Annotated in this window: 23 protein-coding genes and 2 pseudogenes; 9 read left to right on the forward strand and 16 right to left on the reverse strand. The window is 63.8% G+C overall.

Features of this window, described 5'->3' with window-relative positions; translation table 11 throughout:
• Window positions 1-175 precede the first annotated feature (175 nt).
• Window positions 176-478 carry a hypothetical protein gene (locus X743_RS148500; RefSeq protein ID WP_023767155.1) on the forward strand — a complete coding sequence of 101 codons (303 nt, stop codon included), beginning with the start codon at window positions 176-178 and terminating at the stop codon, window positions 476-478.
• A gap of 251 nt (window positions 479-729) precedes the next feature.
• On the opposite strand, the gene X743_RS148495 is transcribed toward X743_RS148500, so the two are convergent.
• Window positions 730-1,434, reverse strand: coding sequence for a helix-turn-helix transcriptional regulator (locus X743_RS148495; protein WP_023767156.1), 705 nt, complete (start codon window positions 1,432-1,434; stop codon window positions 730-732).
• A gap of 590 nt (window positions 1,435-2,024) precedes the next feature.
• Here X743_RS148495 and X743_RS148485 point away from each other — a divergent pair.
• Entirely contained in the window at window positions 2,025-2,693 is a 669-nt protein-coding gene (locus X743_RS148485; protein ID WP_023767158.1) for a GcrA family cell cycle regulator, read from the forward strand.
• 109 nt (window positions 2,694-2,802) lie between these two features.
• Here the strand turns inward: X743_RS148485 and X743_RS148480 are convergent, their stop codons facing one another.
• Window positions 2,803-3,171 (reverse strand): DUF982 domain-containing protein, encoded by a 369-nt coding sequence (locus X743_RS148480; protein ID WP_023767159.1) that lies wholly within the window; start codon window positions 3,169-3,171, stop codon window positions 2,803-2,805.
• A 45-nt stretch (window positions 3,172-3,216) separates the two neighbouring features.
• Window positions 3,217-3,498, reverse strand: coding sequence for a DUF982 domain-containing protein (locus tag X743_RS148475; protein WP_023767160.1), 282 nt, complete (start codon window positions 3,496-3,498; stop codon window positions 3,217-3,219).
• 268 nt (window positions 3,499-3,766) lie between these two features.
• On the opposite strand from X743_RS148475, the gene X743_RS148470 reads away from it, so the two are divergent.
• Complete coding sequence (locus X743_RS148470) at window positions 3,767-4,360, forward strand: DUF6456 domain-containing protein (RefSeq protein WP_023767161.1); 594 nt, start codon at window positions 3,767-3,769, stop codon at window positions 4,358-4,360.
• Window positions 4,361-4,425: 65 nt separating this feature from the next.
• On the opposite strand, the gene X743_RS148465 is transcribed toward X743_RS148470, so the two are convergent.
• The 5 genes and pseudogenes from X743_RS148465 to X743_RS148445 form a co-directional block, all read right to left on the reverse strand.
• Complete coding sequence (locus tag X743_RS148465) at window positions 4,426-4,737, reverse strand: hypothetical protein (RefSeq protein ID WP_023767162.1); 312 nt, start codon at window positions 4,735-4,737, stop codon at window positions 4,426-4,428.
• Between the two features lie 392 nt (window positions 4,738-5,129).
• Window positions 5,130-7,080 (reverse strand): annotated as a pseudogene (locus X743_RS01000000169250) (acyltransferase family protein).
• Between the two features lie 236 nt (window positions 7,081-7,316).
• Window positions 7,317-7,622 carry a hypothetical protein gene (locus tag X743_RS148460; RefSeq protein ID WP_023767165.1) on the reverse strand — a complete coding sequence of 102 codons (306 nt, stop codon included), beginning with the start codon at window positions 7,620-7,622 and terminating at the stop codon, window positions 7,317-7,319.
• A gap of 529 nt (window positions 7,623-8,151) precedes the next feature.
• Window positions 8,152-8,882 (reverse strand): annotated as a pseudogene (locus X743_RS1000000170980) (IS5 family transposase); the annotation flags it as partial.
• 382 nt (window positions 8,883-9,264) lie between these two features.
• Window positions 9,265-9,852 (reverse strand): TetR/AcrR family transcriptional regulator, encoded by a 588-nt coding sequence (locus X743_RS148445; protein WP_031257966.1) that lies wholly within the window; start codon window positions 9,850-9,852, stop codon window positions 9,265-9,267.
• A 107-nt stretch (window positions 9,853-9,959) separates the two neighbouring features.
• Here X743_RS148445 and X743_RS148440 point away from each other — a divergent pair, with 107 nt between their 5' ends.
• Window positions 9,960-10,775, forward strand: a complete 816-nt coding sequence (locus X743_RS148440; protein ID WP_023767171.1) for an oxidoreductase — start codon at window positions 9,960-9,962, stop codon at window positions 10,773-10,775.
• Between the two features lie 87 nt (window positions 10,776-10,862).
• Window positions 10,863-11,864 carry an NADP-dependent oxidoreductase gene (locus X743_RS148435; protein ID WP_031257967.1) on the forward strand — a complete coding sequence of 334 codons (1,002 nt, stop codon included), beginning with the start codon at window positions 10,863-10,865 and terminating at the stop codon, window positions 11,862-11,864.
• 66 nt (window positions 11,865-11,930) lie between these two features.
• Here X743_RS148435 and X743_RS148430 read toward each other — a convergent pair whose 3' ends face one another.
• The 3 genes from X743_RS148430 to X743_RS148420 form a co-directional block, all read right to left on the reverse strand.
• A complete protein-coding gene (locus X743_RS148430) occupies window positions 11,931-12,596 on the reverse strand; it encodes a GntR family transcriptional regulator (RefSeq protein WP_023767173.1) in 666 nt (221 codons plus the stop codon).
• Between the two features lie 59 nt (window positions 12,597-12,655).
• On the reverse strand, window positions 12,656-13,399 hold the full coding sequence (locus X743_RS148425; RefSeq protein ID WP_023767174.1) for a helix-turn-helix transcriptional regulator: 744 nt from the start codon (window positions 13,397-13,399) through the stop codon (window positions 12,656-12,658).
• A gap of 910 nt (window positions 13,400-14,309) precedes the next feature.
• Entirely contained in the window at window positions 14,310-15,341 is a 1,032-nt protein-coding gene (locus tag X743_RS148420; RefSeq protein WP_031257968.1) for a hydroxyacid dehydrogenase, read from the reverse strand.
• Between the two features lie 138 nt (window positions 15,342-15,479).
• Here X743_RS148420 and X743_RS148415 point away from each other — a divergent pair, with 138 nt between their 5' ends.
• The gene (locus X743_RS148415) at window positions 15,480-16,517 is read left to right on the forward strand and encodes a LacI family DNA-binding transcriptional regulator (protein WP_023767176.1); all 1,038 of its coding nucleotides are present in this window, start codon (window positions 15,480-15,482) and stop codon (window positions 16,515-16,517) included.
• A 7-nt stretch (window positions 16,518-16,524) separates the two neighbouring features.
• Window positions 16,525-17,379 (forward strand): sugar phosphate isomerase/epimerase family protein, encoded by an 855-nt coding sequence (locus tag X743_RS148410; protein WP_023767177.1) that lies wholly within the window; start codon window positions 16,525-16,527, stop codon window positions 17,377-17,379.
• A 78-nt stretch (window positions 17,380-17,457) separates the two neighbouring features.
• Here X743_RS148410 and X743_RS1000000173980 read toward each other — a convergent pair whose 3' ends face one another.
• The 3 genes from X743_RS1000000173980 to X743_RS148395 all read right to left on the reverse strand — a co-directional run bounded on the left by X743_RS1000000173980 (window position 17,458) and on the right by X743_RS148395 (window position 20,550).
• Complete coding sequence (locus X743_RS1000000173980; protein WP_280801312.1) at window positions 17,458-17,592, reverse strand: hypothetical protein; 135 nt, start codon at window positions 17,590-17,592, stop codon at window positions 17,458-17,460.
• A gap of 152 nt (window positions 17,593-17,744) precedes the next feature.
• Window positions 17,745-18,953 carry an NAD(P)/FAD-dependent oxidoreductase gene (locus tag X743_RS148400; RefSeq protein WP_023767179.1) on the reverse strand — a complete coding sequence of 403 codons (1,209 nt, stop codon included), beginning with the start codon at window positions 18,951-18,953 and terminating at the stop codon, window positions 17,745-17,747.
• A gap of 94 nt (window positions 18,954-19,047) precedes the next feature.
• Complete coding sequence (locus X743_RS148395) at window positions 19,048-20,550, reverse strand: formyl transferase (RefSeq protein WP_023767180.1); 1,503 nt, start codon at window positions 20,548-20,550, stop codon at window positions 19,048-19,050.
• Between the two features lie 281 nt (window positions 20,551-20,831).
• Here X743_RS148395 and X743_RS148390 point away from each other — a divergent pair, with 281 nt between their 5' ends.
• Together X743_RS148390 and X743_RS148385 are read left to right on the forward strand one after the other, a co-directional pair.
• Window positions 20,832-22,961, forward strand: coding sequence for a Wzz/FepE/Etk N-terminal domain-containing protein (locus X743_RS148390; RefSeq protein WP_031257969.1), 2,130 nt, complete (start codon window positions 20,832-20,834; stop codon window positions 22,959-22,961).
• Window position 22,962: 1 nt separating this feature from the next.
• Window positions 22,963-24,294, forward strand: a complete 1,332-nt coding sequence (locus tag X743_RS148385) for a VpsF family polysaccharide biosynthesis protein (protein WP_023767182.1) — start codon at window positions 22,963-22,965, stop codon at window positions 24,292-24,294.
• Window positions 24,295-24,493: 199 nt separating this feature from the next.
• On the opposite strand, the gene X743_RS148380 is transcribed toward X743_RS148385, so the two are convergent.
• Window positions 24,494-25,765, reverse strand: a complete 1,272-nt coding sequence (locus X743_RS148380) for a cellulase family glycosylhydrolase (RefSeq protein WP_023767184.1) — start codon at window positions 25,763-25,765, stop codon at window positions 24,494-24,496.
• Window positions 25,762-26,931: a DUF1972 domain-containing protein gene (locus X743_RS148375; RefSeq protein ID WP_023767185.1), complete on the reverse strand. Its 1,170-nt coding sequence runs from the start codon at window positions 26,929-26,931 to the stop codon at window positions 25,762-25,764. The genes X743_RS148380 and X743_RS148375 overlap by 4 nt, the downstream gene beginning before the upstream one ends.
• Window positions 26,932-27,000: the final 69 nt, after the last annotated feature.

The raw sequence follows: 27,000 nt of genomic DNA on the forward strand, positions 1-27,000 counted from the left end.
GCTCCCCGGTCTGGCGCGGCGATCGCCGGCCGACTCACATTTGTGACTGAATATAAGCATAACTCAAAAATATGGAGAAGAGAAACTTTGGGAAAGTCTTGAAAGTGCGACTCGACTCTCCGTGCAAAACGCGGGAATATAAGAACAAATCACGAACAAAAGGCGAGCAGGGGCGATGGCATTGCCGGGCAGGGAAGCAGTAATAGCGCAGGTCGCCTCGATCTCCGTCGAGTGCGCCGATTGCGGCCGCAACAGGTGGTGGCGGCCCGATCAGCTGAAGCGGTTCGGGGTGAATGGCAAGACGCCGCTGGCTGTACTTTCGGGTCGCATCGTGTGTTCCGCCTGCCGCGCCGACGGGCTGCCGGGTACGGCGGTGTCGATCCAGGCCGCGTTCATCGACGAGCGCCAGCGCGTCCGCAGCGAAGCGCAAATGCTGAGCGACCGCGAGGTGCCGCTGGAGCGGTCGAGGCGGGCTTGATGGGGGCGGTGGCGCTGGTTCTTCCTTCTCCCCTTGTGGGAGAAAGTGGATTGGCGCTTAGCGCCAAGACGGATGAGGGGTGTTCCAGGGCACGCCGACGCCCGGCCATTGTACTTCCGAGAGGTGGTCTGACAAGATGAAGAGCGCAAGATCTCCAGCGCCTCATTCCGTCACGCACCCCTCATCCGTCTCGGCGCTGGCGCGCCGATCCACCTTCTCCCGCAAGGGGAGAAGGAAGAACCGCACCACCTCTAATACCCAAGCAATTCCTTCAGCGGGATAACCCGCCAGACGTGTTTGATGGCGTAGCGGTTGAAGGTAAGTGTCTTCGGCGGATTGTACTGTTCGACCACCAGTTCGCCCGCGGTGCGCTTGACCAGCTTCTTGATGAAGGCCTTGCCGTTGCGCTCGTTCTCTTCCGGGAAGGTCTCGATCACCACATGGTCGCCGGGGACGGCATCGCGGCCGCCGCAATAGAGCATTTCGCCGGGCTCGTAGCGCGGCACCATGGAATCCGAAAGCACGTGCAGTGCAAACACCTTGCGCAGATGCGCGATACCGGGCGGGCGCTGGACATAGCCGGCAACCTCGCCGTTGAATGTGAAGTCGCCGTCGTCGCCGCCAACGGCCGCGCCCAGCAGCTCGATATCAATCGGTCCGGCGGGCAGGGGGGCGGCATCGGTGACGATCTCGGCGTCGGCCACCGGACCGGCATCGTCGAGGAAGACGACCTGCCCTTGGCCGAGCGCGACCGGGTCGACGCGCAGGAAGGCGGCGGTCTTCAACAGGTTCTCGGTCTTGGGCAGATTGCGGCCGGTTTCCCAATTGCCGACGGCGGCGACATCGGTGTCGTTGTGCTCGGCGATGTGGCGCATGACCAGGCCGCGTTGCTTGCGCGCCTGGCGGATCGCCGCCCCGACCTTGATCGACAGTTCCGTTTTTGCCATGGCACCCATGTGAGCGATGAAAGCTGCTCTCGTCTATGAAAGAATGGCTTGCATCGGTTTTCGAGTTATGCTTATATCTGGCCATGCAAAACCTGTCCAGCTTCGATGGCGCGGTAGCGCCGGCCTCTTGCGAGGCGCTTCCGGCGGCTGAAGTCGCCAGCCATTCCCTTCCGCTCCGGCCGTCCTCCTCCCCGGCCGGAGTGAAGCCCGAGGCCCCGTGCTTGACTGCACCAGCCTCGGGTCCGGTCCGCCCGTCAGCGGCGACCGGAACGGCCGGAGTCGCCGCTCCCCTCGGCTCCGGCCCCCAATTCGACCGGTGTGTCCTGCCCGCGCGATCCTGCATCCGCACGCAGGACGGCACCGTCATCCTGTTGGAGCCCGCAACGGGCAGGGCGGCGTCCGCCTCCGATAGAAAGACGGCCGAGGCGCGGCTTGCGCGCCTCGCCGGGCAATCGATCCGCTTCGGCTGATCGCCGGCGAGAAGCCGGCGTTCGCATCGAACACCCTGACCGCGGCCCAGACCGGGCCCAACCCTGACGCCTGGCCGACGGCGCGCTTTCAAGCGTGGCCGAAGGCGAACCTTTGGATGGAGCCTGGAAATGGCAAGCTATACAGACGCCGAACTGCAGGAGATCGCCCGCTGGCTGAAGGAGGGGCTTTCGGCCTCGAGGATCGCCGCCGCGTTCAGTGCGCTGCGCGGCAGCCCGGTTTCGCGCAACGCCATCATCGGCATTGTCCACCGCAACGCAATGCTGTGTGCGATTGGTTTTGCCAACCGCAAGGGATCGCCGACCGGCGTCAAGCGGGTTGCGGTGAAGAGCAGGCGACAAGGCCGAACGCGGGCAAAGAGCAGGGCCAACGGCAAGGTTGCCGCTGAAAAATTGCCCGACGCACAAATTGCCGGGGGCGGCGCCACTCGCAAAATCCGGACCAGGCCTGATCCTTCGCCGGCCTGGCTGCCGACGCGTCTGTTGGTGCGCGAGGTGGGTGTGCTGATCGCCGATGGCGAGGCCTATCGCCTGGAGGTGCCGGCGCCGCAGCGCGCACCCATCGGCCGCCAGCCGCATGGCGTGGCGATGCGGTTCATCGACTGCGTGTTTTCCCGCTGCCGCGCGCCGCTGGACATGGCGCTGGAGGAAGACCCCGAGAAGGATGCGCCGGGCGGGCGGCCGGGCGCCGAAATGCTGTGCTGCGGCATGCGCACCAAGGCGCTGAAAAGCTATTGCAGCTATCACCAGGCGCGATTCCAGCGACGGGTTGCCGGGTAACGCCGGGATGAGTGAATGGACGCTAACGCAAATCGTGCAGGTGTGCGCCAGCCGGCGGATTTGAGGATTTCAAATGAAACAAGCCCGGCACGAACGAACTCTCGCCGCCCTATTTCGGCATCTGCCGTCCCTGTTTGGGCAGGCGGCTTTGCGCTGTCCGGGCCTCGAGCGTCATCGCCGGACCGCTGTCTCCAACCAAAATGCCGGCGACACGGGCAAAGCCGGTGAACACTTTTATCGCATCGGATTCCGAGATCTGCGCGGCAATGGCCGCGCTGCAGGCGTTGAGTGCGCTGCGGTAGACGTGGCCGCGCCGCTCGATCGGCCAGCGTTGCAGGAAATCGGCGGCGTCGGCCACGTTGTCGATCTCCTCGACATGGCCGTCCAGGCATACTTTAAGCGGCACTCCGGTTTTCATCGTACCCACGGCGTTCACCTTCGGTCGTGCAGTGCGCGCGGCTTTCAAGCCGACGCTCATAAACGCGCGAGACCAGCAGGCGGTTGCATGGCGGTTGGACCTGCCTCACGGGCGGGCGGCGGCGTCCAGCCAGTCATGCGCACGGCTTCTGCGCCTGGCCACCAATATGCCCTGCTGCCCGGCGGCGCGGATGAATGCTTCGAAGGCGGTGCGCGGGCAGCAACTGCCCTCGACCGCCAGACGCACCAGCCGTGCGGCGTCGAGATAGCCGGGCGAGGTTTTGTCGGGCCATTGCTGCCGAAGCGCCGTCGCGGCATCGGCCACCGAGCCGACCAACATGGTCTTGTTGTCGCAGAAGCGCAGCGTCACGGGCATGAAGGCCGTCATCGGCAATTCTCTCCTTGGAATCGACGCGAAACAACGTGCGGGCTGGAGGCTGGTTCCATCAACCGTGACCATGAGCGCGGCGCGGAGGCGGGCATCAGCGAACGGCCGTTTATGCCGCTCCCCGTCTCCGATTTCGTCGGCGACACGATGTCCCTTCTCCACCGCACGAACCGGTGGCGAGGCGTGGGGCGCAAGCGCTCGCGAAGCCGGCGGGGTGATCATCCCGCCAGCCTCTTCAACCACCCCAAGAACCCCAAGGAGCCAACCAATGCCCAAAAAAGCCAAAGCTGCCAAACCGCAGGCGCCGAAACTGCCGAAGGGCGAGGCCGAGCAGGTGCGCATCCGCCGTGAGGTCGGCCATGATTTCGCGCTAAGGGATGACGCCTTCGGCCGCAAGCGGCTGAACGCCGGAACGCACGAGGCACGGCGCGTCTACGAGGTGTCGAATGACGGTTTCACCTCCACCGGCGGCATCGTGCGGGTGCGCAATGTCGATCCGCTTCTGGGCATCACCTCGCTGTCGCGCCAGCAGCGCGAGGCCGGCCAGCGTTACCGCGAGGACTTCCAGTGCAGCCAGCAGGCGAGCGTCAAGCCCATGCGCTGGACCGAACGCGTCGACGGCGGTCGCCAGGGCGGCGGCATTGCCGACAGCGTGCTGGACGCCGGCCGCGCTAATGCCGCCGCCACAAGGGCGCTCGGCCACTGGGAGGTCGCCGCCGTGGTGCAAAAGGTCTGCTGTGCGGGCGGGTCGATCAAGAGCCTGGCCGAACAGACCGGCGAGGGCCGGGACGTTGTGACCAAGCTCTTGAAGGTGGGGCTGGATCTGCTGGCGGTGCACTATGGGATGATGATGGGGCGGTGAGGGTGAGATAACGGCGCAAAAACCCGACCGGCAGACGCCGGCCGGGTCAGTTGCAGAAGGTCAGGTCATCGGCAGACGCGGATTTCCTCAACGATCCTGTGGTGGTGGCGCCAGTGTCTGACCAGTTCGATGTGGCAACGGTGGTGCCGATAGTAATAACCCCGGTGGTGCCGGTACGGTCTATAGCCGCTATCGTAGTCGTCGTCGTAGGGGCTATAGACGTAGCGACTGCCATAGCCACCGTAATAATCATTGCCGTAATAATCGTTATAACCGCCGCCGATGCCGATAAAAACGTGACTGCGAGCATCCGCGGGGGCGATCATCGCCGCCGCCGAAGCAATGGCGATAACCGAGACGAGTAGGAGCTTTTTCATGGCTGCCTCCTTTTCAAGGTTTGCCTAATATAAACTCCCGAGATGCAGCCTCGTTCCGAAAATTCGCCAGCTGTGACGAACCAGGTGTTCACCAGGGAGCCCGATGCAATGGGGCGGTGAGGGGCGGGGGAGCAAGGGTTTGTCGCGCTTCCAATCCCTGGGAAGACGGCTTCGCTCAAGACGTCAGAAAACGTGTCTTGGCTACCGAGCCCAATCCACGTCGATCTCGGTTGGCTTTGGCAGCCGAAATCGACGCAGCACAACGAGGCCGGCCGTGAAGGTTATGATGTGGATAAGGAGGCCAACATGCCTCCAAGGTTTGGCTGCCTCCAGATTCCCATCCGCGTAACGCTCGACCACAGGGGAGAAGGAAAGAGCGTTCTTCCATCTCCCTAAAACAGCGCCTTCTCCAGCGGCCCTTCCAGCGTTTTTGCAAACGCTGTCGCCAGATGGTGCCGGTCGCGGAAGGCGAGTTTGCCGTTGATGAAGACGTGGCATTCGGTGGCGCCGCAGAAGCGGTCGGTGAGGTCGACATAGAGCGTGCCTGGCACGCTTTTCACCACGGCGCGCTCGGCGGCCGCCACGCCGTCATTGGCGGCTTCGGTCCTTGGCGTGTCGCAGCGCGAGGGGGCCTCGCGCCACCACAGGGCGCGGGCCACGCAGGAGTCGGCGAAGCTGTCGCTGATCGGCGTGTCGCGGATGACGGCGGTCTCGACGCCGGCCTGGCTGAAGGCCTGCAAGGTGGAGCGCAGGCCGGCCTGCCAGCGCGCGGTCTCGGCTTCGCGGCTGGCGTCGGGCATGTCGCGGGTCAGATTGCCGAAAGAGAATTCCGAGATCACCACCAGGCGCGGCTTGCGGCGGATGATTTCTCCAATCGCCTGTTCGCGCCAGGCGTCGCATTCGGTGTAGTAGCGCTTCAGCACCGCGTTGAAGGTCGAAAGCCGCGAGGCCCGGCACGACGATTTGAGGTAGGTGACCACTTTGGTGTCGTTGCGTTTGGCCGCCTCTACCAGCGGCGTCGACCAGTGGTCGGCATGCGAATCTCCGAACAACACGATGGTGTGGGCCGCGTCGGCTGGGCCGAACGCACAGGGTTTCGGCTTCACCGTGTTGAAATCGAGCAGGCAGCTCTTGTCGAGGGCGCGCGCGGTTGAGGGCTGCTCGGCCGCCTGCTCGATGCCGCGCTGCGCGGGGTCGATGTTGCGGGTGGCCAGATGCGCGCTGGCATAGGCCACCGCCACGCCGGCACCCGTTAGCGCCAGCGCTGGAGCCAACGCCCGGGCGCCCGCCGTCAGCCAGCCGAAACGCCGTCCCGGGTTCTCGATCAGGTGATAGCTGAACACCGACAGCGCCAGCGCCAGCGCGCCGCAACCGAGGCGCTGCGACGCATTGAGATCCGGCACCAGCATTTGCGCATAGACGATCACCGGCCAGTGCCAGAGATAGAGCGAATAGGAGAGCGCGCCGATCCATTGCAGCGGCGGCAGCGACAGTGCGGCGGCGGGCGCCCNCCAGCCTGTCAGTTCCCGCTCGCCAGCGCCGCTCAGCAGCACCAGCACCGTGCCGGCAACCGGCAACAGAGCGTACCAGCCAGGGAAGGGCAGGTCTTCGCTCAAGCAAAGGTAGGCCGCCGCGATCAGCGCCAGGCCGAGCCAGCCCTGCGCGGCCCGCAGTTGCGGCCGGCACGAGGCCGTCGGCGCCAGCGTTGCCAGGCCGCCCGCGGCGAACTCCCAGGCGCGCAGCGGCGAGAAATAGAAGGCCCAGGCCGGCGAGAGGCTGGTCAGCCACAAGCAAGCGGCGAAAGAGGCGAGGCCGGCCACGCCGATCACCGCCACGGCGGTTNGTTCGCCGGCCAGGGCGCAGCCAGGCGGCGAGCAGAAGCAGCGTCGGCCAGACGAGGTAGAATTGCTCCTCCACCGACAGCGACCAGAAGTGGATGAAGGGGTTGCTCAAGGCATCGGCGGCGAAATAGTCGAACGACCAGCGCAGCAGCCACAGATTGATTGCGTAGGCGCTGGCATACATGGCGCCGCGCGAATAGAGCGCCTGTTCCTGCGGCGCCAGGATGAAGTAGCCGACAGCCAGCGTGACCAGGATGACGAACAGGGCGGCGGGCAGAAGGCGCCGGGCGCGGCGGGCATAGAAGCGCCAGAGGTCGAGCCTGCCGGTCTCCGTGATCTCCTGCATCAGATGCGTGGTGATCAGCCAGCCGGAAATGACGAAGAAGATATCGACGCCGGCGAAGCCGCCGGGTAGCGCCGTAAGGCCGAAATGATAGGCAACGACGCCGCCGACGGCGAGCGCGCGCAACCCTTGTATGTCTGGCCGGAACGATGCCGACACGAGGCCTCCTTCGTGCAAGCCCAGCCCGCCAGCCCAGCTCGATGCAATGTCGGCCGGGACGGTCGATATCGCAATGCAACAAAATTATCGCAATGCAACATGGCCAGAAAAAGGAGGCGGGCGCCACAGGGCAGCGGAGCGGCTAGGGCGTACGGCGGCGGACGAGCACCAATGCCCGACAGTCACAAAAACAGCCCCGCGAACGGGGCTGTTTGCCTGTTAGAGCGACCGGCGGGTTACTTGCTGCCGCCGTTCTGCTTCACGCTGCTGCAGAATTCAGGATGGGTGTTGGTGGGGTTGGCGTTCTTGGCCTCGTCGGCGCAAGCCGTCATCATCGCGGTCTGGTCTTCCGGCGTCAGGGCCTTCCAGGCTTTGACGAAGTCGTCGTTGCTGCGCAGCGTCTTCATGCTGGAGTCGGTGTAGAAGGGCTGCATCTTGGCCGGGTCGTCGAGAGCGGACGTGCCGGTATTGCCTGCGGCAAGAGCCGAGCCAGCGACCATAGAAAGCGTCATCGCGCCAAAACAGATCATCTTGATGTTCATGGTAGGATCCTTCCCTGTTGCCTTATGACCGTGTAAGCAACGGTCAGGCCCGGAACGGGGTCGGGATAGGGAAAGTTCCGATGACACGCCGGAAGCGGTGGGGATTTATCGAAATATATTTTTGGAAACCTTTCGACGGTTTTTTCGTTCTTTTGCAAGTGATCGCCGTGGCACCAGCGCGCGGGATGTTGTCGTTCGACAGTCGCCGTTCCAGCTCTAGATCTCGGCGACAAAGCCAGCCTTCGCAGCGCCTTTGCAGATAGCCGTTATCTGTCTGGCAGAGAGGGATTGCTCCGCACGCACGAATGGCCCGACCCCCTGATACTGCGCGCCGTTGAAGCGCTGCGCGGCACTCTGCGCCGAGGTGACGGTGGCCGGCCCGGCATATCCCGCCCGCAAGGGCGAATTCTTGGCATGCAGGCTGTCGATGGTTTCGGTGAAAAAATCCTTGCCCGGCGAAGACGTGCAGCCGGCAACAGCCAGCAGCGTGTACAACACGATGCAATGACTGGGACGTAGACTCATTACCGCGTAGCCAGATGCGGATTGAGACGAGTTTGAGAGCGGCGTCGGCCGGCTTGTCGTAGCGGGTTGCGATGCGACGGAACTGGTTGGTTTTGTTGAAGAAACGCTCAACGAGGTTGCGCGCCTTATAGAGGCAGGGGCTGAAGCAGATCGGGTCCTTGCAATTGGCCTTGGGCGGGATATTGGCCCATGCCTTTCGCTCGGTGACGGTATTGCGCAAAGCGTTGGCATCATAGCCCTTGTCGGCGAGCAGCATGGCACCCTCCGGCAATTCCTTGATCAAATCCGCTGCGGATGCGATGTCACTCATCTGGCCTGCCGTGAGCGTCAGCTTGATCGGCCTGCCTTAGGCGTCGACAAGAGCATGGATTTTGGTTGTCAGCCCGCCTCGGGAACGACCGAGACAATGATCTCGATGCCGCTTTTTGCCGTCGCGCCCTGCTGATGGACGCGAACAATGGAGGTGTCGATCATCTGCACCCAGCCGTCATGGGCTTTGGTGATGGCATCCATGAGGCCACACACCTGCTTTCCGCCATCGGACGAAGCGATTGTAGCAGGTGGTGCGCGGCCGTATCGCTCAGGCAGGTCTCGCCATGGCGCACCGGATCGCAGCGCCCAGAAGATACCGTTCAGCACCCGCCGGTCATCGACGCGCGGCACTCCTCGCGGCTTGTTAGGCAACAGCGGCTCGATCGCGCGCCATTCGAAGTCAGTCAGGTCATATCGGCTCATGTGGAGCTGAATCAGAATTCGTCTCAATATGAAAGTCTCATTCAAACCATTGCGGCCAGCTGATCGCTTTGAAAGTATGACGGGATGAGCTTTGAGCACCTCGGCCGCCGCTACGAGATTTACATGCAAAGTGACGTCCACCGGGACGGCATGGCGCTAGAATTGATGGATGAGACCGAGCACCCCTATGTGCTTGTGCTGGAGGTGTTTTACGCTGACGCTGATGGCAAGCTGACGCTCACTGCACATCGGGAGGCTGTCCCCCTTGAGCTTGTCGAAAGAGTTACCTCGCAAGCCAAGCTCCGCCTTCCCCCATCCAATATCCGATAGCTTCAACCCATTTCGGTCATTCCGAATTAATGAGTTTACGGCCTAGACTAGGCTAGTATTCTTCGCCTTTCGGCTGCGGTTGAGCCAGCGTGCGCGCGGCATCCGCTCCCGCCGCTAGAATGCGGTCCGACAATTCCGTTCCTTCCACCGCGCGAGACAATTGAAGGGCGCCGATGAGCGCGGCGAAGACGCCCAGCGCCGCACCTTCCGGATCACGGATGCCCGGCGGCAGGTCCTTCGCCAACTGGCGCACCAGGGTCAGCAGCCTTTCGGTGTAGAAAGCGCGTGTCTCCGGCGGCTGACGCGCGATTTCCGGCAGCAGCGCGGCGGAGGCACAGCCGGTCTGCGGATGATCGCGGTGCTCGGGCGACAGATACATCGCCAGGGCCAGTTCCAGGCCACCAGAGGCAAGCACATCCTGCAATTGCTGCGACTGAGCCTCCAGGGCCGAGGCCACGCTCTCGCGCACGAGGTCGGCCTTGGACTGGAAGTGCGGATAAAAGGCGCCGTTCGTCATCCCGGCGTCGCTCATGATGCTGGCCAAGCCGGAGGCAGCGATGCCGTCGCCTCGGAAGCGGTGGGAAGCGACCTCCATGATCCGGCTCCGTGATGCATCCTTCCGGCCTTTGTCATAGCGCATGATGGTTCCTTCCCGTTTTCCCATTGCATTATGAGCATAATGTGATATTACGATCATAATTCAATTGCCGATCACAGGCAAGACCTCTTACGTTTGGAGCCTTTAGAATGAATCGGAATTCGGGAAAGACCGCTGTTGTGACCGGCGCCTCCTCAGGCATTGGCCGTGCCAGCGCCGAGATTTTGGCACGCGCCGGCTTCACTGTCTTCGGCACCAGCCGCAAGGCGTCCAGCCAGAGTTCGAACGGGATATCGATGCTGGTTTGCGACGTGACCGACGACGCGTCTGTCGCGTCCCTGGTCTCAACTGTCCTCGGCAAGACCGGCCGTATAGATCTCTTGGTCAACAATGCCGGCGTCGGGCTGCTGGGAGGCGCGGAAGAATCCTCGGTCGCGCAGTCGCAGGCTCTGTTCGACGTCAACCTGTTCGGCGTCATGCGCATCACCCACGCGGTGCTGCCGTCGATGCGCCGGCTGGGCGAAGGGCGCATCATCAATATCGGCTCGATCCTGAGACTGGTCCCGGCCCCGTATTCGGCCCATTATTCAGCCGTCAAGCACGCGCTCGAAGGCTATTCGGAATCGCTCGACCACGAGGTACGCGCCTTCAACATACGCGTTTCGGTCATCGAACCGGCATTCGTGCGCACCGTGTTCGACCAGAACGGATTCGAGCCCGATTCCGTCCTGCAGGACTATGATGAGGCGCGCGCAGGGTTCGAGGCATTGCTTCGCGACGTGATGCCCAAGGCGGATCCGCCGGATGTCGTGGCGAAGGTGGTTCTCCGGGTCGCGACCGACAGGCATCCACGGCGGCGCTACACCGCCGGCCAGGCAGCGCGACAGGTCAGCATGCTGCGCCGGTTCGCGCCGGCCGCGATGTTCGACAAAATCCTGCGCAAGCAATTTCGCCTGCCTGTCTGAACGAAGAGAGTGACCTAACGCATATGCGACACGCAAGCCCGGTCTGTTTCGCGCCGGCCATCGAAATCATTTTAGAAAGAAAACATGATGAAAGCCTTTGTTGTCGACAAGTATCAAAAGAAGGGTGCCCTGCGGCTCGCCGAAATGCCGGAGCCCGAGTTGCGGGACAATGATGTCCTGGTCGAAATTCACGCCGCCGGTATAAACCTTCTCGATTCCAAGCTCCGGGATGGTGAGTTCAAGCTGATTTTGCCCTATCGCCCGCCCTTCATCCTGGGCCATGACGTGGCCGGGATCGTCGTTCGGGTCGGATCGAAAGTCCGCAAATTCAAGCCCGGTGACGAGGTCTATGCGCGGCCACGCGACGGCCGGATCGGTGCGTTTGCCGAATTTATCGCGATGGATGAAGCCGACGTGGCGCTGAAGCCCAAAAACCTCAGCATGGAAGAAGCCGCCTCGATTCCGCTCGTGGGCCTGACCGCCTGGCAGGTTTTGGTCGAAACAGCTGGGCTGAAGAAAGGCCAGAAAGTGTTTATCCAGGCCGGTTCCGGTGGCGTGGGAACCTTCGCCATCCAGTTGGCAAAGCATCTCGGCGCGATCGTCGCGACGACAGCGAGCGCGGCGAGTACAGATCTGGTGAAAGGCCTCGGAGCCGATATCGTTATCGACTACAAGAAAGACGATTTCGAGAACGTCCTGCAAGGTTACGACGTCGTCCTGAACAGCCAGGACGCCAAGACGCTCGAAAAATCCCTGCATGTGCTGAAGCCGGGCGGTAAACTCATCTCCATTTCCGGTCCGCCGGATCCCGGATTTGCAGCCAAGCAGGGGTTGAACATGGTTCTGAAGCTGGTCCTGCGCCTGCTGAGCCGCAGTATACGCAGCAAGGCCAGGCGCGCGGGTGTCGGGTATTCGTTCCTGTTCATGCGGGCGCAGGGCGATCAGCTGGGCAAGATCACATCGCTCATCGAATCCGGCATCATACGTCCCGTCATGGACCGGACTTTTCCGTTCGAGAACACCAACGAGGCATTGGCCTATGTCGAAACCGGGCGTGCCAAGGGCAAGGTCGTCGTCAAGATCAGATAAAGAGAGCGTTCGGCGAACCGCTCTGCCTCCTTGTCTTTGCGCAGTTGCGGGCACGAAAGCGTTGCTTCAGCCGGCCGGCGCGGTCTCGATCTCCTGGAGATAAAACGTCTTGCTCGGCTGCAGATGGTCGACGCAGAGCTGCGCCAGCACCCAATTGTCCCGGCGCTTCATCGCCTCGATCATCATCCAGTGGTGTTTTCGCGAGACGTCGAGCTTTTCCCTGTCGGCCAGCGAATTGGCGCGCACCGGCAGGCTGAGGCGCATGTAGTGCTCGATCGAGGAGACGAGATAGGCGTTGCCGCAGGCCGAGAGCATGGTGAGGTGGAAGCGGTCATTGGCCTCGTGGATGCCGCGCAGATAGCCGTTATCGATATGGCCGCCATAGATATCGTGGATCTCCATCAGCTCCGCGATCAGCGCATCGCTGGCCGGCAAGCGGATCATCAGCGCGGCCTGGCGCTGCAGCATTTCGCGAACCTCGTAGATCTGCCGTACCTCGTCGGGTGAAAGCCGGCGCACCATGGCGCCCTTGTTGCGCTCACGCGTGACGATGCCGAGTTTTTCCAGCTGGTAAAGCGCCTGGCGGATGGTGTGGCGAGACACAGGGAAACGGGCGAGCAGCACGTCCTCGACCAGCCGCTCGCCCGGCGCCAGCCGGCCGAAGATGATGTCCTCCTCCAGCGCATGCACTGTATCGGCTTCCTTGCCGCCATAGTCGAAGGCGTTGAGCATCGCGAACCCTTGTGTTCTCATTGGCCCAGGCCAACCTCTCATTGGCCAGCAATGCTACTCTAGCGCTCACGCACAAGGCTTACCACAAGCTGGTCGACGCCCGGGTCATCGAGGCTGACCACTCTGGACATCTGCAGCGCCTGCCTCAGGCTGATCCTGCCAACCTGCTGGCGCATGATGACCGGCACGCAGACCGGCCCCGCCGCGGTCAGAATGAAGGCGTTGCCGACCAGGACCGGTTCAGAGAAGGGCGCCCACTGAACGGCGACGATCGACGGTTCGCCGGTCTGGCGGCGGTTGATGCCGGCGAGATAGATCCAGTTCAGGCGCGAGATCGCCACGCCATAGTGCCAGCCCGGCGCCCGCGCTCCGTCCTGCCGATGGCCTTCGGCCCACCGGGTCACGCGCCTGAAGGTCACCAGCTCGGCCTCGCGCCGCACGAAGGTGGCCGACCGCATCAGAAGGTCGGGACGGTCGGGAACCGAAAAATAGGTGAAGTAGGTGCCGCCGGCGATGGCGGGAGAAGGGCCTTGCACCATGTTTTCGTAGAGCTTCTGGTGGAGCGGCGGCAGGGCAGGATGTCCGGGCGCTGCAACGTCCGGCGCTCGGCACAGTTCATCCTCCTCGATGCGGAAATAGTCGCAGATCAGTCGCGCCGTGGCCCGGTTGGGCACGCTCTTGCCTTGCAGGTAGCGCTCGAACTGCGAGCGGTTCATGTTCAATCCGCGGCACACGGCCGCGACCGACGCATGGCCGCTGACCAAGCGTCTGAGATTCGCGGCAAGATTCTTGCGGATTGGCACGACATCGCCCCGACAGACGTCCGAACCATTATTCAGTAAGTGCTTATATTCCGCCAATCTCGCACAGGATCGTGCTGCCGCGAATGGGACCTTCGACCAATACCGCACGACGGGCGGGCCAACACGAAAAGGCCCGCCACCGACGCGACTCGTGGCGGGCCTTCTGGAGTAGACCGGGCTCGCCGTCGCCCGGCTGTTTTAAGAAACCGCGCAGCGGGACGATCGTTCCATCAGAAGCCTGCTACCTCGGGGAAACGGGCTTTCTACAGCCGGCCAGTGCCAGTCTTCGATTGCCAAGTCGTCTCGCCAAGTCTTCGATTCAGTGCGGGCATACCGAGATCGGACAGGCGACCGCGGTGACCGCCGACAGCCTGTCGCGCTTCACCAGAAGCGGCTTCTGGTAGGTCTTTTTCATTTGAATCCCCCATGCCCCGATGCGCCTGACGTAAGCCCCCGCGTCCGGTTGTTGTCAAGTTGCCTCTAAAATAAAGAGACGCCCGCCAGGCGAAGCCTGGCGGGGTGTTGATTGGAGGAGTGACGGATCGAATGGGAGACGATCCGACTGAAAAACGCAAAGGCCGGATAAAGGTTCCAACGATCCGGGCCGCGCGCGCAGGTCAGTCTCCGCACTGGGAGATCGGACAGACAAGCGCCGTCACCGAGGACAGTTTTTGGCGCTTCAGAAGCGTCGGCTTTGCATAGCTTTTCCTCATTTTGTTCCCCTTTGCCCAAGTTTACCAGCTGGACTTGACGCTCAGGAAAGGGCCGATGTCAAAACGTTTCGTCTCCTGCAGCCCCGCACTCGTTGGAATTTCAGTTCTTGCTGATGCTAAAATCACGCACAGCAGCCGCAAAGCCGGTGGTCGTGGCCGTGATCTCGTTCTCGTCGGTCTGCTTGCCGCGTCTCGGCCTAGTTCCTGTCCGCCGGCTTCGAGCGCATCCTCGACACGGTCTCGCGCTCGGCGCGCTTGGAGCGCAGCGGCGGCAGGCCGCGGTCGATCAGGTCCATGTCCTCCAGCACCATGTCGCCCATGCGCTTGAAGGCGATGTCGAGCGCGCCGGCGCGGTGGGCGGAGCGCAGGAAGCCGGGGATGGCGCGGACGGGATGATCCTGCGCCAGTGGTTCCTCGGGGAAGACATCGCTGGCGGCGACGATGTGGCCGCTCTTGACCGCCGCCATCAGCGCTGGGAAGTCGACCACGCCGGCGCGGCTCAGCAGGATGAAGGCGGCGCCCTTGCGCATGCTGGCGAAGGCCTGGCTGCCCAGAAAGCCCTGGTTCTCGGAGGTCACCGAGGCGACGACGAAGACGAAGTCGCTCTGCGACAGCACGTCGTCGAGCGAGGCCGGCTCGACGCCGTTGTCGATCAGGATCGACGGCGGCAGCCAGGGATCGAACACTTTGGTGCGGGTACGAAATCCCGAGAGCAGGCGGTTCAGCGCGCGGCCGAGATCGCCGAAGCCGATGATGCCGACATCGGCGCCTGAAAGCAGCCGCGCCGTCAGGTTGCCGTCGCCGCCCCATAGCTCCTTGCCCTGTCGGAAGGCGAGGTCGGCATCGACGATGTTGCGGGCAAGGTTGAGCGCCATGGCAAGGCCAAGCTCGGCCACCGGCTCGGCGAAGACGAGACCGGTGGTGACGACATGGATGCCGCGGGCAAACAGCGTCTCGTAGGGCATGTTGTTGATGAGGTTGGTCTCGACATTGAAGACGCAGCGCAGCGCCTTCATCTGCGCCAACGTTTCTTCCGAGATCGGCGGCTGGCCGATGATGTAGCGGGCTCCGGCCAAAACATCGGCCGGCAGTTTGGCGACACCGTCGGCGGTCGTCTCGACGACGCGGTAGTTCGCCTTGAGACGTGCCAACTGCGGTGGCGTGAAGATCAGCTCGAGCGTGCGTGGTTCCGGCGCGCTGATGATCAGCGGCAAATCCTTGCTTGACATGACGATTCCTCCCGGCGCGATCCTCATCGCGTTCTCGGCGAGCAAAATACCGCCAGTGAAACGATTTACAACCACGAAAAATCGATTTACTCATTTCGGCAGCAGGTAAATGCGGGGCCTGCCCTCGGAGGAGGAGCAATGGCGCACAAGCAGGCCCAGCAGCGGCGTCCGTCGATCCACGACGTGGCAAGCCGCGCCGGCGTGTCCGCGGCCACCGTTTCCAAGGTCATGGCCGGCGTCACCACGGTGAAGCCGGAAAATGCGCAGCGTGTCTTCGATGCCGTCGAACAATTGGGCTACCGCGTCGATCCGCTGGCCTCCGACATGCGCCGGGCCAAGCGCCGCATCATCGGCGCCATCATGCCTGAATTCGAAAGCGAATTCTTCGGCCAGATGCTCACCCAACTCGAAAGCCTGGCAGAGCAGCGTGGCTACACGCTGGTGGCGGCGTCGAGCCGCGAATCCGAGGCGCGCGAAACGGAAATTCTCGCCCGCATGCATGACTGGCGGGTCGCCGGCGTCGTGCTGGCGCCGGTGCGCAACGAGCATGGCCCGGCGGCCGCGTTCATGAAGGCCAATGGCATGACCGGCGTGCTGATCGACCGTGTGCTCTCCGACGATGCCTTCGATACGGTCTCCGCCGACAGTGCCGCGGCCAGTGCCGAGGTGGCGCGCGACCTTCTCGGCAAGGGTCATCGCCACATATTGGTGGTCGGCCTTGGCGAACAGGCGGCGACGGTGCGTGCGCGCCTCGACGGCTTTCGCGCCACGGCGCTCGGACTGGCGCCGGATGTGCGCATCGATGTCGTGCTCGCCGAAACGGATGTCGAACCGCTGCGGGCACAATTGCGCGACTATTTTGCAAAAGGCGAGCGCCCGACGGCCGTGTACTCGCTGTTCCTCAAGGGCACGCTGGTTGCGCTGTCCGAATTCCGCCGCCGTGGCTGGCACTGCCCCAACGACATCTCGCTGATCGGCTTCGACGACGCCGAATGGATGCAGGTGACATGGCCGGCCATCGCCGCCGTCGTGCAGCCGGTGCGCCAGATCGCCGGCCATGCGATGGATGCGCTGTTCGCCCGGATCGAAGGCAAGGAGGGGCCGCCGACGGCGCGGCTCGAGCCTTGCCGGGTCTTGATGCGGGAATCCGTTGGCAACGTCCCGCATTCCGGGTGAGGCTGAGATGAACGTTTTTGGACTGCACACATTTGCCATTGCGCCGGTCTGGGACCTGGACCTGATCGAGCCCCAGATGGAGCGGCTGAAGGGGCTCGGCATCGGCCTTTTGGAAATCCCGCTGCTGCGCCCTGAAGAGATCGACACTCTGCGCACGCGCGCCTTTGCCGAACGGTGGAATGTCGAGCTTATTCCGTCGTTTGGACTGCCTGCTTCACTCGACGTGGTGGCGCGGCCTGACGAGGCGCTGGCCTTCCTCGAACCGGCCTTTGGCGTCTGCGCGGCGGTGGGCAGCGGAGCCCTTGGCGGGGTCACCTACGGCACGATCGGCAAGACCACGGGCCGCGCGCCGACGGCTGGCGAAATCGACGGCATGTGCCGCTTCCTGGTGCGCGCGGCCAAGGCCGCCAGGGGGCATGGGCTGAAGCTCGGCATCGAGCCCTGCAACCGTTACGAGACGCATCTGATCAACCGCGGCATCGACGCGGCGCGGATTATCGAGCGCGTCGGCGCCGACAACATCTTCATCCATCTCGACACCTATCACATGCATATCGAGGAGGAGGGTTTCGAGGCCGGCTTCCGCGCCGCGGCGCCCTATCTCGGCTATGTCCATGTCTCGGAAGCCAATCGCGGCGTGCCGGGGCGCGGCATGCTCAACTGGGCGGCCTGCATGAAGGCCATATCGGACATCGGCTACAGCGGCGCCATCACGCTCGAAAGCATGAACCATGTCGATGTCGACATTGCCGGCGGGCTCGCCGTGTGGCGGCCGGTGGCGGAAAATCCCGACGATGTGATTGGCGTGGGGCTGCCGTTCCTACGCGAGGAAGCGAGGAAGGCTGGGCTGCAGTTGGGGTGAGGACACCGATCGAAGCTGTGAGAGTCCGTCCTGGCATAATTGACACAGCGCCGCGAAGCGGTTCTTCTGGGGCAGCATTCAACGCGGAGGGCACCATACGGTGAAGAAATACGAGAAGCCAAGCTGGCAGAAGCGGGAACGGCTTTCGGCCGTGTCGGCCGCGCCGGCGACGTCACCCGGTTCGAAGCCGCCGCCCTGAGCGGCCTGGCGCATTGGCCTTTCGAAATGCGAGGCGCGATCGGTCGATCGCGCCTTTTGCTTTTGGTGATGGCGTGACGCATCCTGAGACACCAAGGGCTTCCTTTTCCGCAGGGACGTGAGAAGGAAAGACACCTCGCTGCCCTCCACGGCGAGACAGGAATCCCTCACGCCATACCGGGCTGCCGCCGCGATCCCAGATGGCGCACCTTGCGGCCGATGATCATCAACTGGCGCGCGGTGTTGTTGCGCAGGCGCCGGACACGCCATTCCAGCCCGGTTTCGGTGGTGATCCGCTTGGCGTAGAAGCTCACACGCATGCCTTTCTCATCGGAACTCACTTTCACCGGGTCGTCATAGAAGGCGTCGATCTTGTCAGCCGCCATGCCTGGTGTTTCCAGCCAGCGTGGAATGTGAACCGAGTGAAGCTGATCGACATCGATCATCACCCGCCCGATGCCGACGCCCGGCGTCGGGCATGTCGTGCAGAATGCGTCGCCGATGAAGACGACCCCGTCGCGGCGGTGGCCTTGCGTCGTGGTCAGATTGACCTGCCTGACCTCGACGGGGCTTGCTACTTCGAAGTTGCCGCACTGCGCCGAAATCTCGGGCATCAGTTCGCATAGCATCTTCTGCGGATCGGCGCGAAAGTCCCTTGTCCATTGTTCGGCGACGGTGCGGTAGACGAACATGTTCGCCCGCATCTTGTTGCCGATCGGAAAGATGGTGAGGTAGGCGACACGGTCCTCGGCCCGCCTGCCGTAGCAGGTAAGTGCCTGATAGGTGCAATCACGCGGCGAGATGGCGAGGTCGAATCCCATCGAAAGCGAGTGGGCCTTGGATTCTTCGATGCGCTCGACGCCTATGGCGCGCCGCACCGCTTCGCTGTAGCCGGTGGCCACCACCAGCAGGCGGGCATTGATGACGGAGCCGTCGACCAGCACAAGCCGCTGCCGGTCCGGTCCGGTCGAGACCTCGGTTACCTTGCCGACCGTCAATGGCACTTGGGGCGGCAAGGCATCACGCAGGCCGTTGATCAGCGAGCCATAGGAAAATGCGTATTCCCACTTCTTTTCACGTGCGAAGAATTGGCCGAGCCGGAAGACATAAAGATCGGAAAACGGGGTGACGAGCGGCATGACGGTCTTGTCGAGGCCGAGCTTCTCGAACAGCTGCATCTGATCCGCGCCGATCTTCTCGGCCCGGAACTCATCGTGATGAACGCGGTGCGGATCGATCAGCGCCACCTTGCGTCCGGCTTTTCCCAACAGCGTTGCCAGGCTGGTGCCGGCCATTCCGGCGCCTACGATCGCCACGTCGACTTCGGCCGCGCCAGCCTTAGCGATCGTCATTTCATTGCCCTTTCCGCTGGTCATCTTCCGTCTCCACAATCTGTGGTGGGAATATCTTCCCGAGCCAAATCAACCTCAAGCAACCACCGCGAGCGGCTGGTAGTAACCAATGTTCAGGTTAATGACCGCCGCCTCTTTGTTTCCAGCGCGGCGCGATCGCCGAGCCATCGATGAATTCCAGGCCGCCCGCCTCGTTGAGCGTGTGCAACTTGCGGCCACTCCATAGCGCACCAGGGGTTAAGATCGTCTCGACAACCTGCTCCATGTCGTTCAAATCGAGGTGAGCGATGCGTGCGATACCAAGGGCCGCGCCATAACTCCTGCGGCAGTCCTGCACAGGGCGCAGCAGGTCGTTGCCGCGTTTGACCATGCGGCCCGCCGGGCGCGCCGAGGCGATGTCGATCAGCACCGGGTTCTTAGGGTGCGGTGTCCACGGCCCGCGAAAGTCGGGCGCCGACCACAGATGCAGCGCGTCGGAGAACGCGCCGCCGCCATCTCGGACGGTGGCGAACAGCCACCAGCGCCCGCCATGCTCGACCAGGGTGGCATCGCTGGCCACGATGTCGGACAGCAGCGTCGCTTCCTTGACCCATCCGCCGGGAAAGGCGGTGGCGCGGTAGAGATCGACAGTGCGGTTGGCGCAGCTTTCCGGCACCATCCAGACCTCGCCGTCGCGCTCGAAGACGAAGGGGTAGGATAGGTGGTAGGGCAGGTCGAGCACGGGCTCCGGTCGGCCAACCGGGCCTGACGGGCCGAACGGCACGGCGGAGATGATGGCCTTGCCGAGACGATGGATATAGTCCTCGACGAACAGGGTCACCTTTCCCTGGTAGAGGATCGGGAACGGATCGGCGTAGAAGCGGCTGCCGTCGTCGGGCAGCACTTGCCAGCCGGTTGCCGGATGCGCGCGCAGGTCGAACAGATCCCGCCCGGCGGTGTCGCGCCAGCCGACCTTCCAGTGCGGGGCGTTGTAGCAGAGGTGGTAGATTTTCTGGACGATGCGCCGCGCCAGCGCCTTGCCCGCCCTGACACCGAGCTTGGCGGTGGAGGGTATTTGCGGCGGGGCGCCATCCTGCGCTGGCTCGGGCAGGACGGGTAGGGCGGCATGCGTCGCGCTGGTCATTGCCGCGACGATCAGGCTTGCCGTGCGTGCCAGCATATCCTGGAAGGTGGCCAGTGCGATGCCGCCATATTCGGTACCCAGACGTCCTTCGGCGATAGTGGTGTCATTCTCCTCGATGCGGGCAATCGGCGTGCGGCCGTCGAGGATCAGCGCCAGTAGCGCCGCTTCGCCGGCGACGCCGTCATAGGTGACGCGCCAGACCCGCGTTCCTTCCAGCTTCACGTCGCCACAAAGGTCGATCACCAGGTCCGGTGACGCGGAGGGCTGCGTCGCCTGGTAGGGCCCGAGCGCCGAAAGCGGCAAGCGTTTGGCCAGCCCGTTGGCGGGCAGGCCATGAATGGCCGTCTCAAGCTGAAACAGTGCCGCGGCGCTGTCCGGAATGCCGCTTTCGGCTGGCCTGACGTCGACGGAAACCTGCGCCGTCGCCGCCAGGCGCTGCAGCAGGTTCAGGTGAAAGGCACGCAGGCCCTCGCTGTCCAGGCGCAGGCTCACCTGCATGTCGCACCCCTAGCATTCTGACGTTCGGTATCTGGCTGATCGAAAATTGGGCATGGGGAATTGCCGGACGGGCGGGGTCGGGTGAAAATCTGGCCCATTTCCATTCGTTTCCCGCTCGCCCGCGCCGTGTCAACACACCCGTGCCTTTACTACGCAAACTTCGTGCCAGAAATCTTAAGACTTCCCAATATAATTAACAGTGTTTTAACAATTGGAGGAATAGCTAGAACCACGCCGCAATTTGATCTTTGCAGGCAGATGGAGTGTTGTCGGAGCGACCCTTGCAATCATCCCTGCTCTCGATGCCGCAACAACACCCTCCCGAGGTGATGCAATACGCTCCGGAGGCAGTGCCGGCGCCGTCTTACGCACCCTCGACCGTCGAACTCGGTGACGTGAAGCGCATATTGGTGCGCCGCCGTTTCCTGATCTTGGCGACCGCCGCGCTGTTGACCCTCGTGACGCTGCTCTATGGGTTGTTCACTCCGGCGCTCTATAGCTCGGTGGCGGAAATCATCATCGATCCGCAAGACCTGCAGGTGGTCAACAACGACGTCAATCCGAGCCGGGTTCCGCCCGATGGCGGCATCACGATCGTGGAAAGCCAAGTCAGCGTCGTCCAGTCGACGGGCGTGTTGCTCAGGGCCATCCAGGCGACCAACCTGACCGAGGATCCCGAATTTAACGGGCAGGGCGGGTTACTGAGCCGTTGGCTCGGCGGCTTGCTAGGTTCAGGATCGGCCGAAACCGACAAGACGGGGAAGACGCTCGATGCGCTGCGCCGGGTGCTGGCGGTGAAGCGGGCCGACAAGGTGCTGGTCCTCGACGTGATCGTCACGGCCAAGAGCGCCGACAAGGCGGCAAAGCTCGCCAATGCCATCGCGCAGGCCTACCTGGCCGATCAGGCCGCCGCGCGCGCGAAGATGGCGACGGATGCTTCCGATTCCATAGGCGCGCGGCTGGAAGAACAGCGCAAGCGCGTCCAGAAGGCCGAGAATGCCGTCGAGGCTTACAAGTCCGCCAACAACATGGTGATGGCGGCGGGCAATCTGGTCAGCGACCAGGAACTGACCGAGATTAATACGCAGCTTTCGGCGGCGCAGAGCCGCACCGCGACGCTGAAGGCGCAGGTCGACCAACTGCGCAGGTCCGGCGGTGCGCCGGAGGCGACCTCCGAGGCCATGCGTTCCTCGGTGATTTCGAGCCTGCGGGCGCAGGAGGCAACGCTTGTCGACCAGGTTTCGCAGCTCGGCACGGAACTCGGGCCGCGCCACCCTTCGATGATCGCGGCGCAGCAGCAGCTGCGCGATACGCGCGCGCTCATCGCGCGTGAACTCGGCCGCATCAGCGCCGCCGCCGAAACCGACTACGAGCGGGCGCTGGCCAACCAGCAGGCGCTCGAAGCGAAGGTCGCCGGCATGAAGAGCAAGTCGCTCGATACCGACCAGGCCTCGGTCAAGCTGCGCGAATTGCAGCGCGATCTCGAGGCGCTGCGCTCCGTCTACGCCACCTATCTGCAGCGGGCGCAGGAAACGCGCGAGCAGGTCAATGTCGACAGCACCAATGCGCGCATCATCTCCAAGGCCATGCCCGCCCTGAAGAAGAGCTGGCCGCCTCTCGCGCTGTTGCTAGTCGGCGCGATCTTCGGCGGCCTGGGCCTGGGCACCGGCCTGGCGCTGATCGCGGAATATTCCTCGCCGACGGTGCTTTCCAGCAATCAGATGCAATCGGCCATCGAAGCCCCCGTGCTGGGCGTGCTGCCGGCAAAGTCGGGCGGTCGCCGCTGGTGGCCTTTCGGCGGCTCGGCCGCACCGGCCAGCCAGAAGATGGATGCGGTCGCGGGGCTGGCGCTCCGGCGCATGTTCTCTTCCGGCCGGCGTCCGCCGAACTGGCCGCTGGTGCCGTCGATCCTGTTGACGTCGCCGCCCGAGGACGCCGCGCAGCGCGGCAGGGTGGCGCGCCTGCTCGCCAATGCAGCCGCTGCCCGGGGCAGCCGCGTCCTGTTCATCGACGTCAATGCCGGCAGCCGCCAAAAGGACCCGCAACCCGGCCTGCTCGACGTGCTGCGTGGCGAATACGCCTTCGAGGCGCTGAGCCAGTACAGGCCCGGCAGCAATGTCGCGGTGCTGGGCAGGGGCCGGCCGACCGCGGTCTTCCAGGAGGCGCAGGGCGCCTATTTCGCGCAGCACATGCTGGCCCAGGCGAGCCGCAGCTTCGAGCTCGTCGTCATCGATGGCGGCGCGCTGGCCGATAATCTCAACGCCTCGCCGCTGGTGTCCATGGTCGACGAGATCCTGATCGTCGCCACACTGAATTCGACACCAATGCGCGATGTCACGGCAGCCACGCAGGCCATTTCGGTCATGGGGCGGCTGCCGACAGGCGCGATGCTGGTCGACGAGGCGGCCTGACATGGCTGCCGTCCGGGCCACCAACCCGGCAGCCAGCTGGACAGAAGCTGGTCAAGCCGCCGCGCCCCGCGCCGGCAGCTCCGTCGACTTGGTGACCCGCTTCGGATTGGTCGCGACGGTGGCTTTGCTGTTCGCCGTCTCGGGCGGCATGCTATGGCTGGTGGGCTACAATTATGACGGCCTGATCGGCAATCCGGCGACCAAGATCCACCCGTCCACCTATGTATTGGTGCTGGCGTTTGTCTGGCGCTCATGCACGTTCGGCAATCCGGTCGGCTACACCATCCATGTCGCCGACAGGCGGCCGGCCAGCGCATTGCTGGCAGTCATTTCGATCTTTTTGCTGATCATCGTCATCGTCAGGCAACGCCCCGGCATGGCCGGCATGATCGACACGTTCGTGACACCGGCGCTGCTGGTGATGATGCTGAGCGAGAACGACGAACGGACCTTCGCCCGGCTGCAGACGGTCGTTCATGCGATCATGACGGCGAATGCAGTGCTGGCGCTGTTCGAATTCGCGACCAAGACGCTGATCTTCCCGTACCGGCTCGACGGCGAGGTGTTCGTTTCCGACCTGCGCTCGACCGCCCTTCAGGGGCATCCGCTGGCCAATGCCACGATCACCTCGATCTATGTGCTGGCGCTGCTTTCGGGCTCACGATCGCTGTCGATGCCGATGCGGCTCGGGCTGGTCGGGTTGCAATTCGCCGCGCTGGTCGCGTTCGGCGGGCGCTCGGCGATGGTGACGACGATTGTTCTCGGTGGCATCTATTTGCTTGTCAGTGGCGTGGCTTACCTGCGGCGAGGACGTATCAGCCTGCCGGGCGCCGCCCTGGCGGTCATGCTCGCCTCGCTGCTACCTGTCGTGTTCGCCATGCTGTTCTCCTACGGCTTCTTCGATGCACTGCTCGAGCGCTTCGTGTCGGACAGCGGCAGCGCCAATGCCCGCGTCGAAATGTTCGAGCTCTTCAAGCATCTGGAACTGCGCGACCTGATCGTCGGGCCCGATATCGATCTCCTCGAAAGCATGCGCCGCATCAGCGGCCTCGAGCAGGGCATCGAGAATCCGATCATCCGCCTGGTCCTCTACCAGGGCGCGTTCTTCACCTTGCTGATGCTGCTCGGCTTCACCCTTTTCATGCTCGAGGTCGCGCGCCGCTGCCATCCCGGCATCTGGCTGCCGATGCTGGGTTGGCTGATCCTGCTCAACACCTCCGAGAGCCTTGCCTCCAAGACGACGCTCATGACGAAATTCGTGGCGATCGCGCTGGTGCTGTACAGGCCGGCGCGGGCTGCGGTGGGGCGGAGCGCACCGGGGTTGCGAAGGTAGCGCCCTACGGCGCCCCCCTCTGTCCTGCCGGACATCTCCCCCTCAAGTGGGGAGATCGGATGTTGCACCGGCTTTCGCCAATCGCCTATGTTGCAAGCGACAAGCCGGCGCCAAAACTGTCAATCTCCCCCCTGGAGGGGGAGATGTCCGGCAGGACAGAGGGGGGCGCCAAGGAACTCAACCGTATTTAGAAATACGCCTACTCCGGCATCCTCAACCCAAGCGCCTCCACCATCGCCGGGTCCAGAGCGCGGGTGGTGTCGTCCATCATGCCCATGCCGTCGAAGAGGTCCCAGAAGGCCCAGGGGAAGCCGAACGACTCGGCGCTCTGCCTGACATCGGCGATGTAGCGGGCGCGATCGGGATTGGGCGCCGCCACATAACGCGCGTCGGTGCGCAGCGCGCCGAATTCGCCCAGGACGACACGGTCCGGTGCAATGCCATGGCTGTCGGCCCAGTCGCGCGCCTGGCTGAGATATTTGTCGATCAACCAGCGGTCGGGCCGGGCGTCGAAATAGACCTTCAGCACGCGCTCGGTTTCCGCGTAGGCGGCTTTCTTGTCCGCTTCGGAGGTCTCGCTATCCTTGGCCATGCGTGCCCTGACGGAGGCCAGCGTCGCGTCGAGCGAACCGGCGGAGGCCGGCCATGGCACATTGTTCAGCGCGCGATAGATGGGCTCGCGCATCCAGGGCGCGCCCTGGTGGCTGAACAGATAGGGCTCGTAAAAATGAAAGGTGAACAGGATCGGCTCGAAGGCAACCAGCGGTTCGGGATCGAGCGCAGTCAACCCGCTCACCATCGAGCCGCAGCCGCCGGTGACGACCATCGGCAAGGTCGCGGACGATGCCCTGGCCGCCGTCAGAAGGGAAAGCTGGACCTGCGACCAGACGTTGGAATCGCAGGATTGCGGCGGTTCGTTGACCGGCTCCAGCGCCACCATGCCCGGCGTGAACCGCGCGAGCCTGCCGGCAAGCTCGCCGATCAGCGCGCGATAGGCCGCGAATTCGGGCGCCGCGGTGCTGGAGACCATGCGGTCGGGGTTCCAGTAATGGGTGGCGCCATTGGCCTGGACGTTGACGATTATGCCGAGACCGGCGTCGATTGTGGCGGTGACGGCCGCGTCGAGCATGTCCTGCAACTTGCCGCGCGTGGCGGCGTCGGCTGCCAGGAACGGGCCGGGATCGACGGGCAGGCGGATGAAATCGAGCCCGGTCTTGCGCAACCGGCGAAGATCGTCTGGTGTCGGCACCGGCCGCTGCGACTGGAACGGCGGCCAGGTATAGTCGGTGCGCGGTGCCGGAAATTCACGCGTCAGCGCAAACCAGGGCCAGGCGTTGACGCCGCGGCGAAAGCGCCATTCGCCACTGGCGGCGAGGGCGGGAGTTATGGACGAAAGCGGTGCCAGCGCCACTGCTGCCGGCGCCAGCGACAGCGCCGTCCTGAGAAGCCGCCGTCGGGACCAGCCCGTCATACCGCGCCGGCCGAGGGACGGTCGATCGCGACCCTCTCGGCAGCGGTTACGCCGAGAAGCCGGTAGGCTTCATTCTCGTAGGCGACCAGGACATCCTCCCAGCGGAAGGCTTCGCGGGCGCGCGTCCTCGCTGCCTCACCGCAGGCCTTGACCAGGACGTCGTCCTCCAGCGCCTGCTGCATCCGCTCGGCGCAGCTCTGCGTATCGTTGAAGAAGATGGCGGCGGCACCCGCGGTCCACCTGTTGTACGGATTGTCGTGGGCGATCACCATGTTGCCGGCGGCCAGTGCCTCGACCAGCGAAGGATTGGTGCCGCCGACCGTGTGGCCATGCAGGTAGGCGCGCGCGTGATACCGCAGCGCCTTCACCGTCGCCTGGTCGTAGATGGCGCCCGGCAGGACCACAGAGGCGTTCGCCGCCTTGCGGATGGCGACATGATAGGGGATTTCGTCGGAGAGCGTGCCCAGCACCACCAGCTTCATGTCGCGCTTTTGGCTGCAGAAGGCCTCGACGATCGGCAGGATGTTGTTGTCGGGCTCGATGCGCGCGATCGAGATCAGGTATTTGCCGGGCTCGAGGCCGAGCGCACGAACCGGCGCCTCCGGTGCCGCCGTCACCGGGTCGGCGCCATAGGCGATGGTGGTGATGGCACTGCGCGGCCGGCGCGTCGCCAGATGGTCTGCGATGACAGGATGGTCGGCGACCAGGCGGTGCGAGGCCCAGGCGCCGATCCACTCGTTGAGCCAGAACCATGTGCGTGCCGCCGGTCCCCATTTTGGGCGGCGCCATTCGATGCCGTCCATGTTGGTGATAATCTTGCGCCGCATCAGCCTGAGCCAGGTCAGGAAGACCGCGCCATTGTAACCGAGCACCAGGCATACGCCGGGCCGCCGGGCGGCGTCGAGCACGCATTGCCAATCGAATTCCAGCGTCGCGCGCGGTCCTTTCGAGGCGACCTGGATGTGAATGAGTTCGATGCCGCGCCAGGTTTCGGTGCGCATCCTCCGGTCGACCCGCTCGACCTCCTCCTGGCAGTAGACGCCGACCTTCCAGCCCCGCCCGGCAAGGAAAAGTGCGAGCTTCTCGGCGAAGGTTTCAAAGCCGCCATGGGCCGCGGGAATGCCGCGGGTCCCCAGGATCAGGATGGAAGGCTTTTCCGATTTCATGGCTGTTGGCGCTTTCAGAGGTTCTTTATATTAGCAATTGCTGCATTAATAATTAGAGACCGCAATTTC

The sequence above is a fragment of the Mesorhizobium sp. LNHC232B00 genome (assembly GCF_000502435.1).
Classification (GTDB): domain Bacteria; phylum Pseudomonadota; class Alphaproteobacteria; order Rhizobiales; family Rhizobiaceae; genus Mesorhizobium; species Mesorhizobium opportunistum.

Coding starts and splice junctions, on each gene's coding strand:
- X743_RS148395 (WP_023767180.1), bottom strand. CDS start 20,550: ATGCAGGTGAGCCTGCGCCTGGACAGCGAGGGCCTGCGTGCCTTTCAC.
- X743_RS148480 (WP_023767159.1), bottom strand. CDS start 3,171: ATGAGCGTCGGCTTGAAAGCCGCGCGCACTGCACGACCGAAGGTGAAC.
- X743_RS148485 (WP_023767158.1), top strand. CDS start 2,025: ATGGCAAGCTATACAGACGCCGAACTGCAGGAGATCGCCCGCTGGCTG.
- X743_RS148385 (WP_023767182.1), top strand. CDS start 22,963: ATGGCTGCCGTCCGGGCCACCAACCCGGCAGCCAGCTGGACAGAAGCT.
- X743_RS148380 (WP_023767184.1), bottom strand. CDS start 25,765: ATGACGGGCTGGTCCCGACGGCGGCTTCTCAGGACGGCGCTGTCGCTG.
- X743_RS148445 (WP_031257966.1), bottom strand. CDS start 9,852: ATGCGCTATGACAAAGGCCGGAAGGATGCATCACGGAGCCGGATCATG.
- X743_RS148415 (WP_023767176.1), top strand. CDS start 15,480: ATGGCGCACAAGCAGGCCCAGCAGCGGCGTCCGTCGATCCACGACGTG.
- X743_RS148440 (WP_023767171.1), top strand. CDS start 9,960: ATGAATCGGAATTCGGGAAAGACCGCTGTTGTGACCGGCGCCTCCTCA.
- X743_RS148410 (WP_023767177.1), top strand. CDS start 16,525: ATGAACGTTTTTGGACTGCACACATTTGCCATTGCGCCGGTCTGGGAC.
- X743_RS148495 (WP_023767156.1), bottom strand. CDS start 1,434: ATGGGTGCCATGGCAAAAACGGAACTGTCGATCAAGGTCGGGGCGGCG.
- X743_RS148500 (WP_023767155.1), top strand. CDS start 176: ATGGCATTGCCGGGCAGGGAAGCAGTAATAGCGCAGGTCGCCTCGATC.
- X743_RS148420 (WP_031257968.1), bottom strand. CDS start 15,341: ATGTCAAGCAAGGATTTGCCGCTGATCATCAGCGCGCCGGAACCACGC.
- X743_RS148435 (WP_031257967.1), top strand. CDS start 10,863: ATGAAAGCCTTTGTTGTCGACAAGTATCAAAAGAAGGGTGCCCTGCGG.
- X743_RS148430 (WP_023767173.1), bottom strand. CDS start 12,596: ATGCTCAACGCCTTCGACTATGGCGGCAAGGAAGCCGATACAGTGCAT.
- X743_RS148460 (WP_023767165.1), bottom strand. CDS start 7,622: ATGAACATCAAGATGATCTGTTTTGGCGCGATGACGCTTTCTATGGTC.
- X743_RS148400 (WP_023767179.1), bottom strand. CDS start 18,953: ATGACCAGCGGAAAGGGCAATGAAATGACGATCGCTAAGGCTGGCGCG.
- X743_RS148375 (WP_023767185.1), bottom strand. CDS start 26,931: ATGAAATCGGAAAAGCCTTCCATCCTGATCCTGGGGACCCGCGGCATT.
- X743_RS148465 (WP_023767162.1), bottom strand. CDS start 4,737: ATGAAAAAGCTCCTACTCGTCTCGGTTATCGCCATTGCTTCGGCGGCG.
- X743_RS148475 (WP_023767160.1), bottom strand. CDS start 3,498: ATGACGGCCTTCATGCCCGTGACGCTGCGCTTCTGCGACAACAAGACC.
- X743_RS148470 (WP_023767161.1), top strand. CDS start 3,767: ATGCCCAAAAAAGCCAAAGCTGCCAAACCGCAGGCGCCGAAACTGCCG.
- X743_RS1000000173980 (WP_280801312.1), bottom strand. CDS start 17,592: ATGCGCCAGGCCGCTCAGGGCGGCGGCTTCGAACCGGGTGACGTCGCC.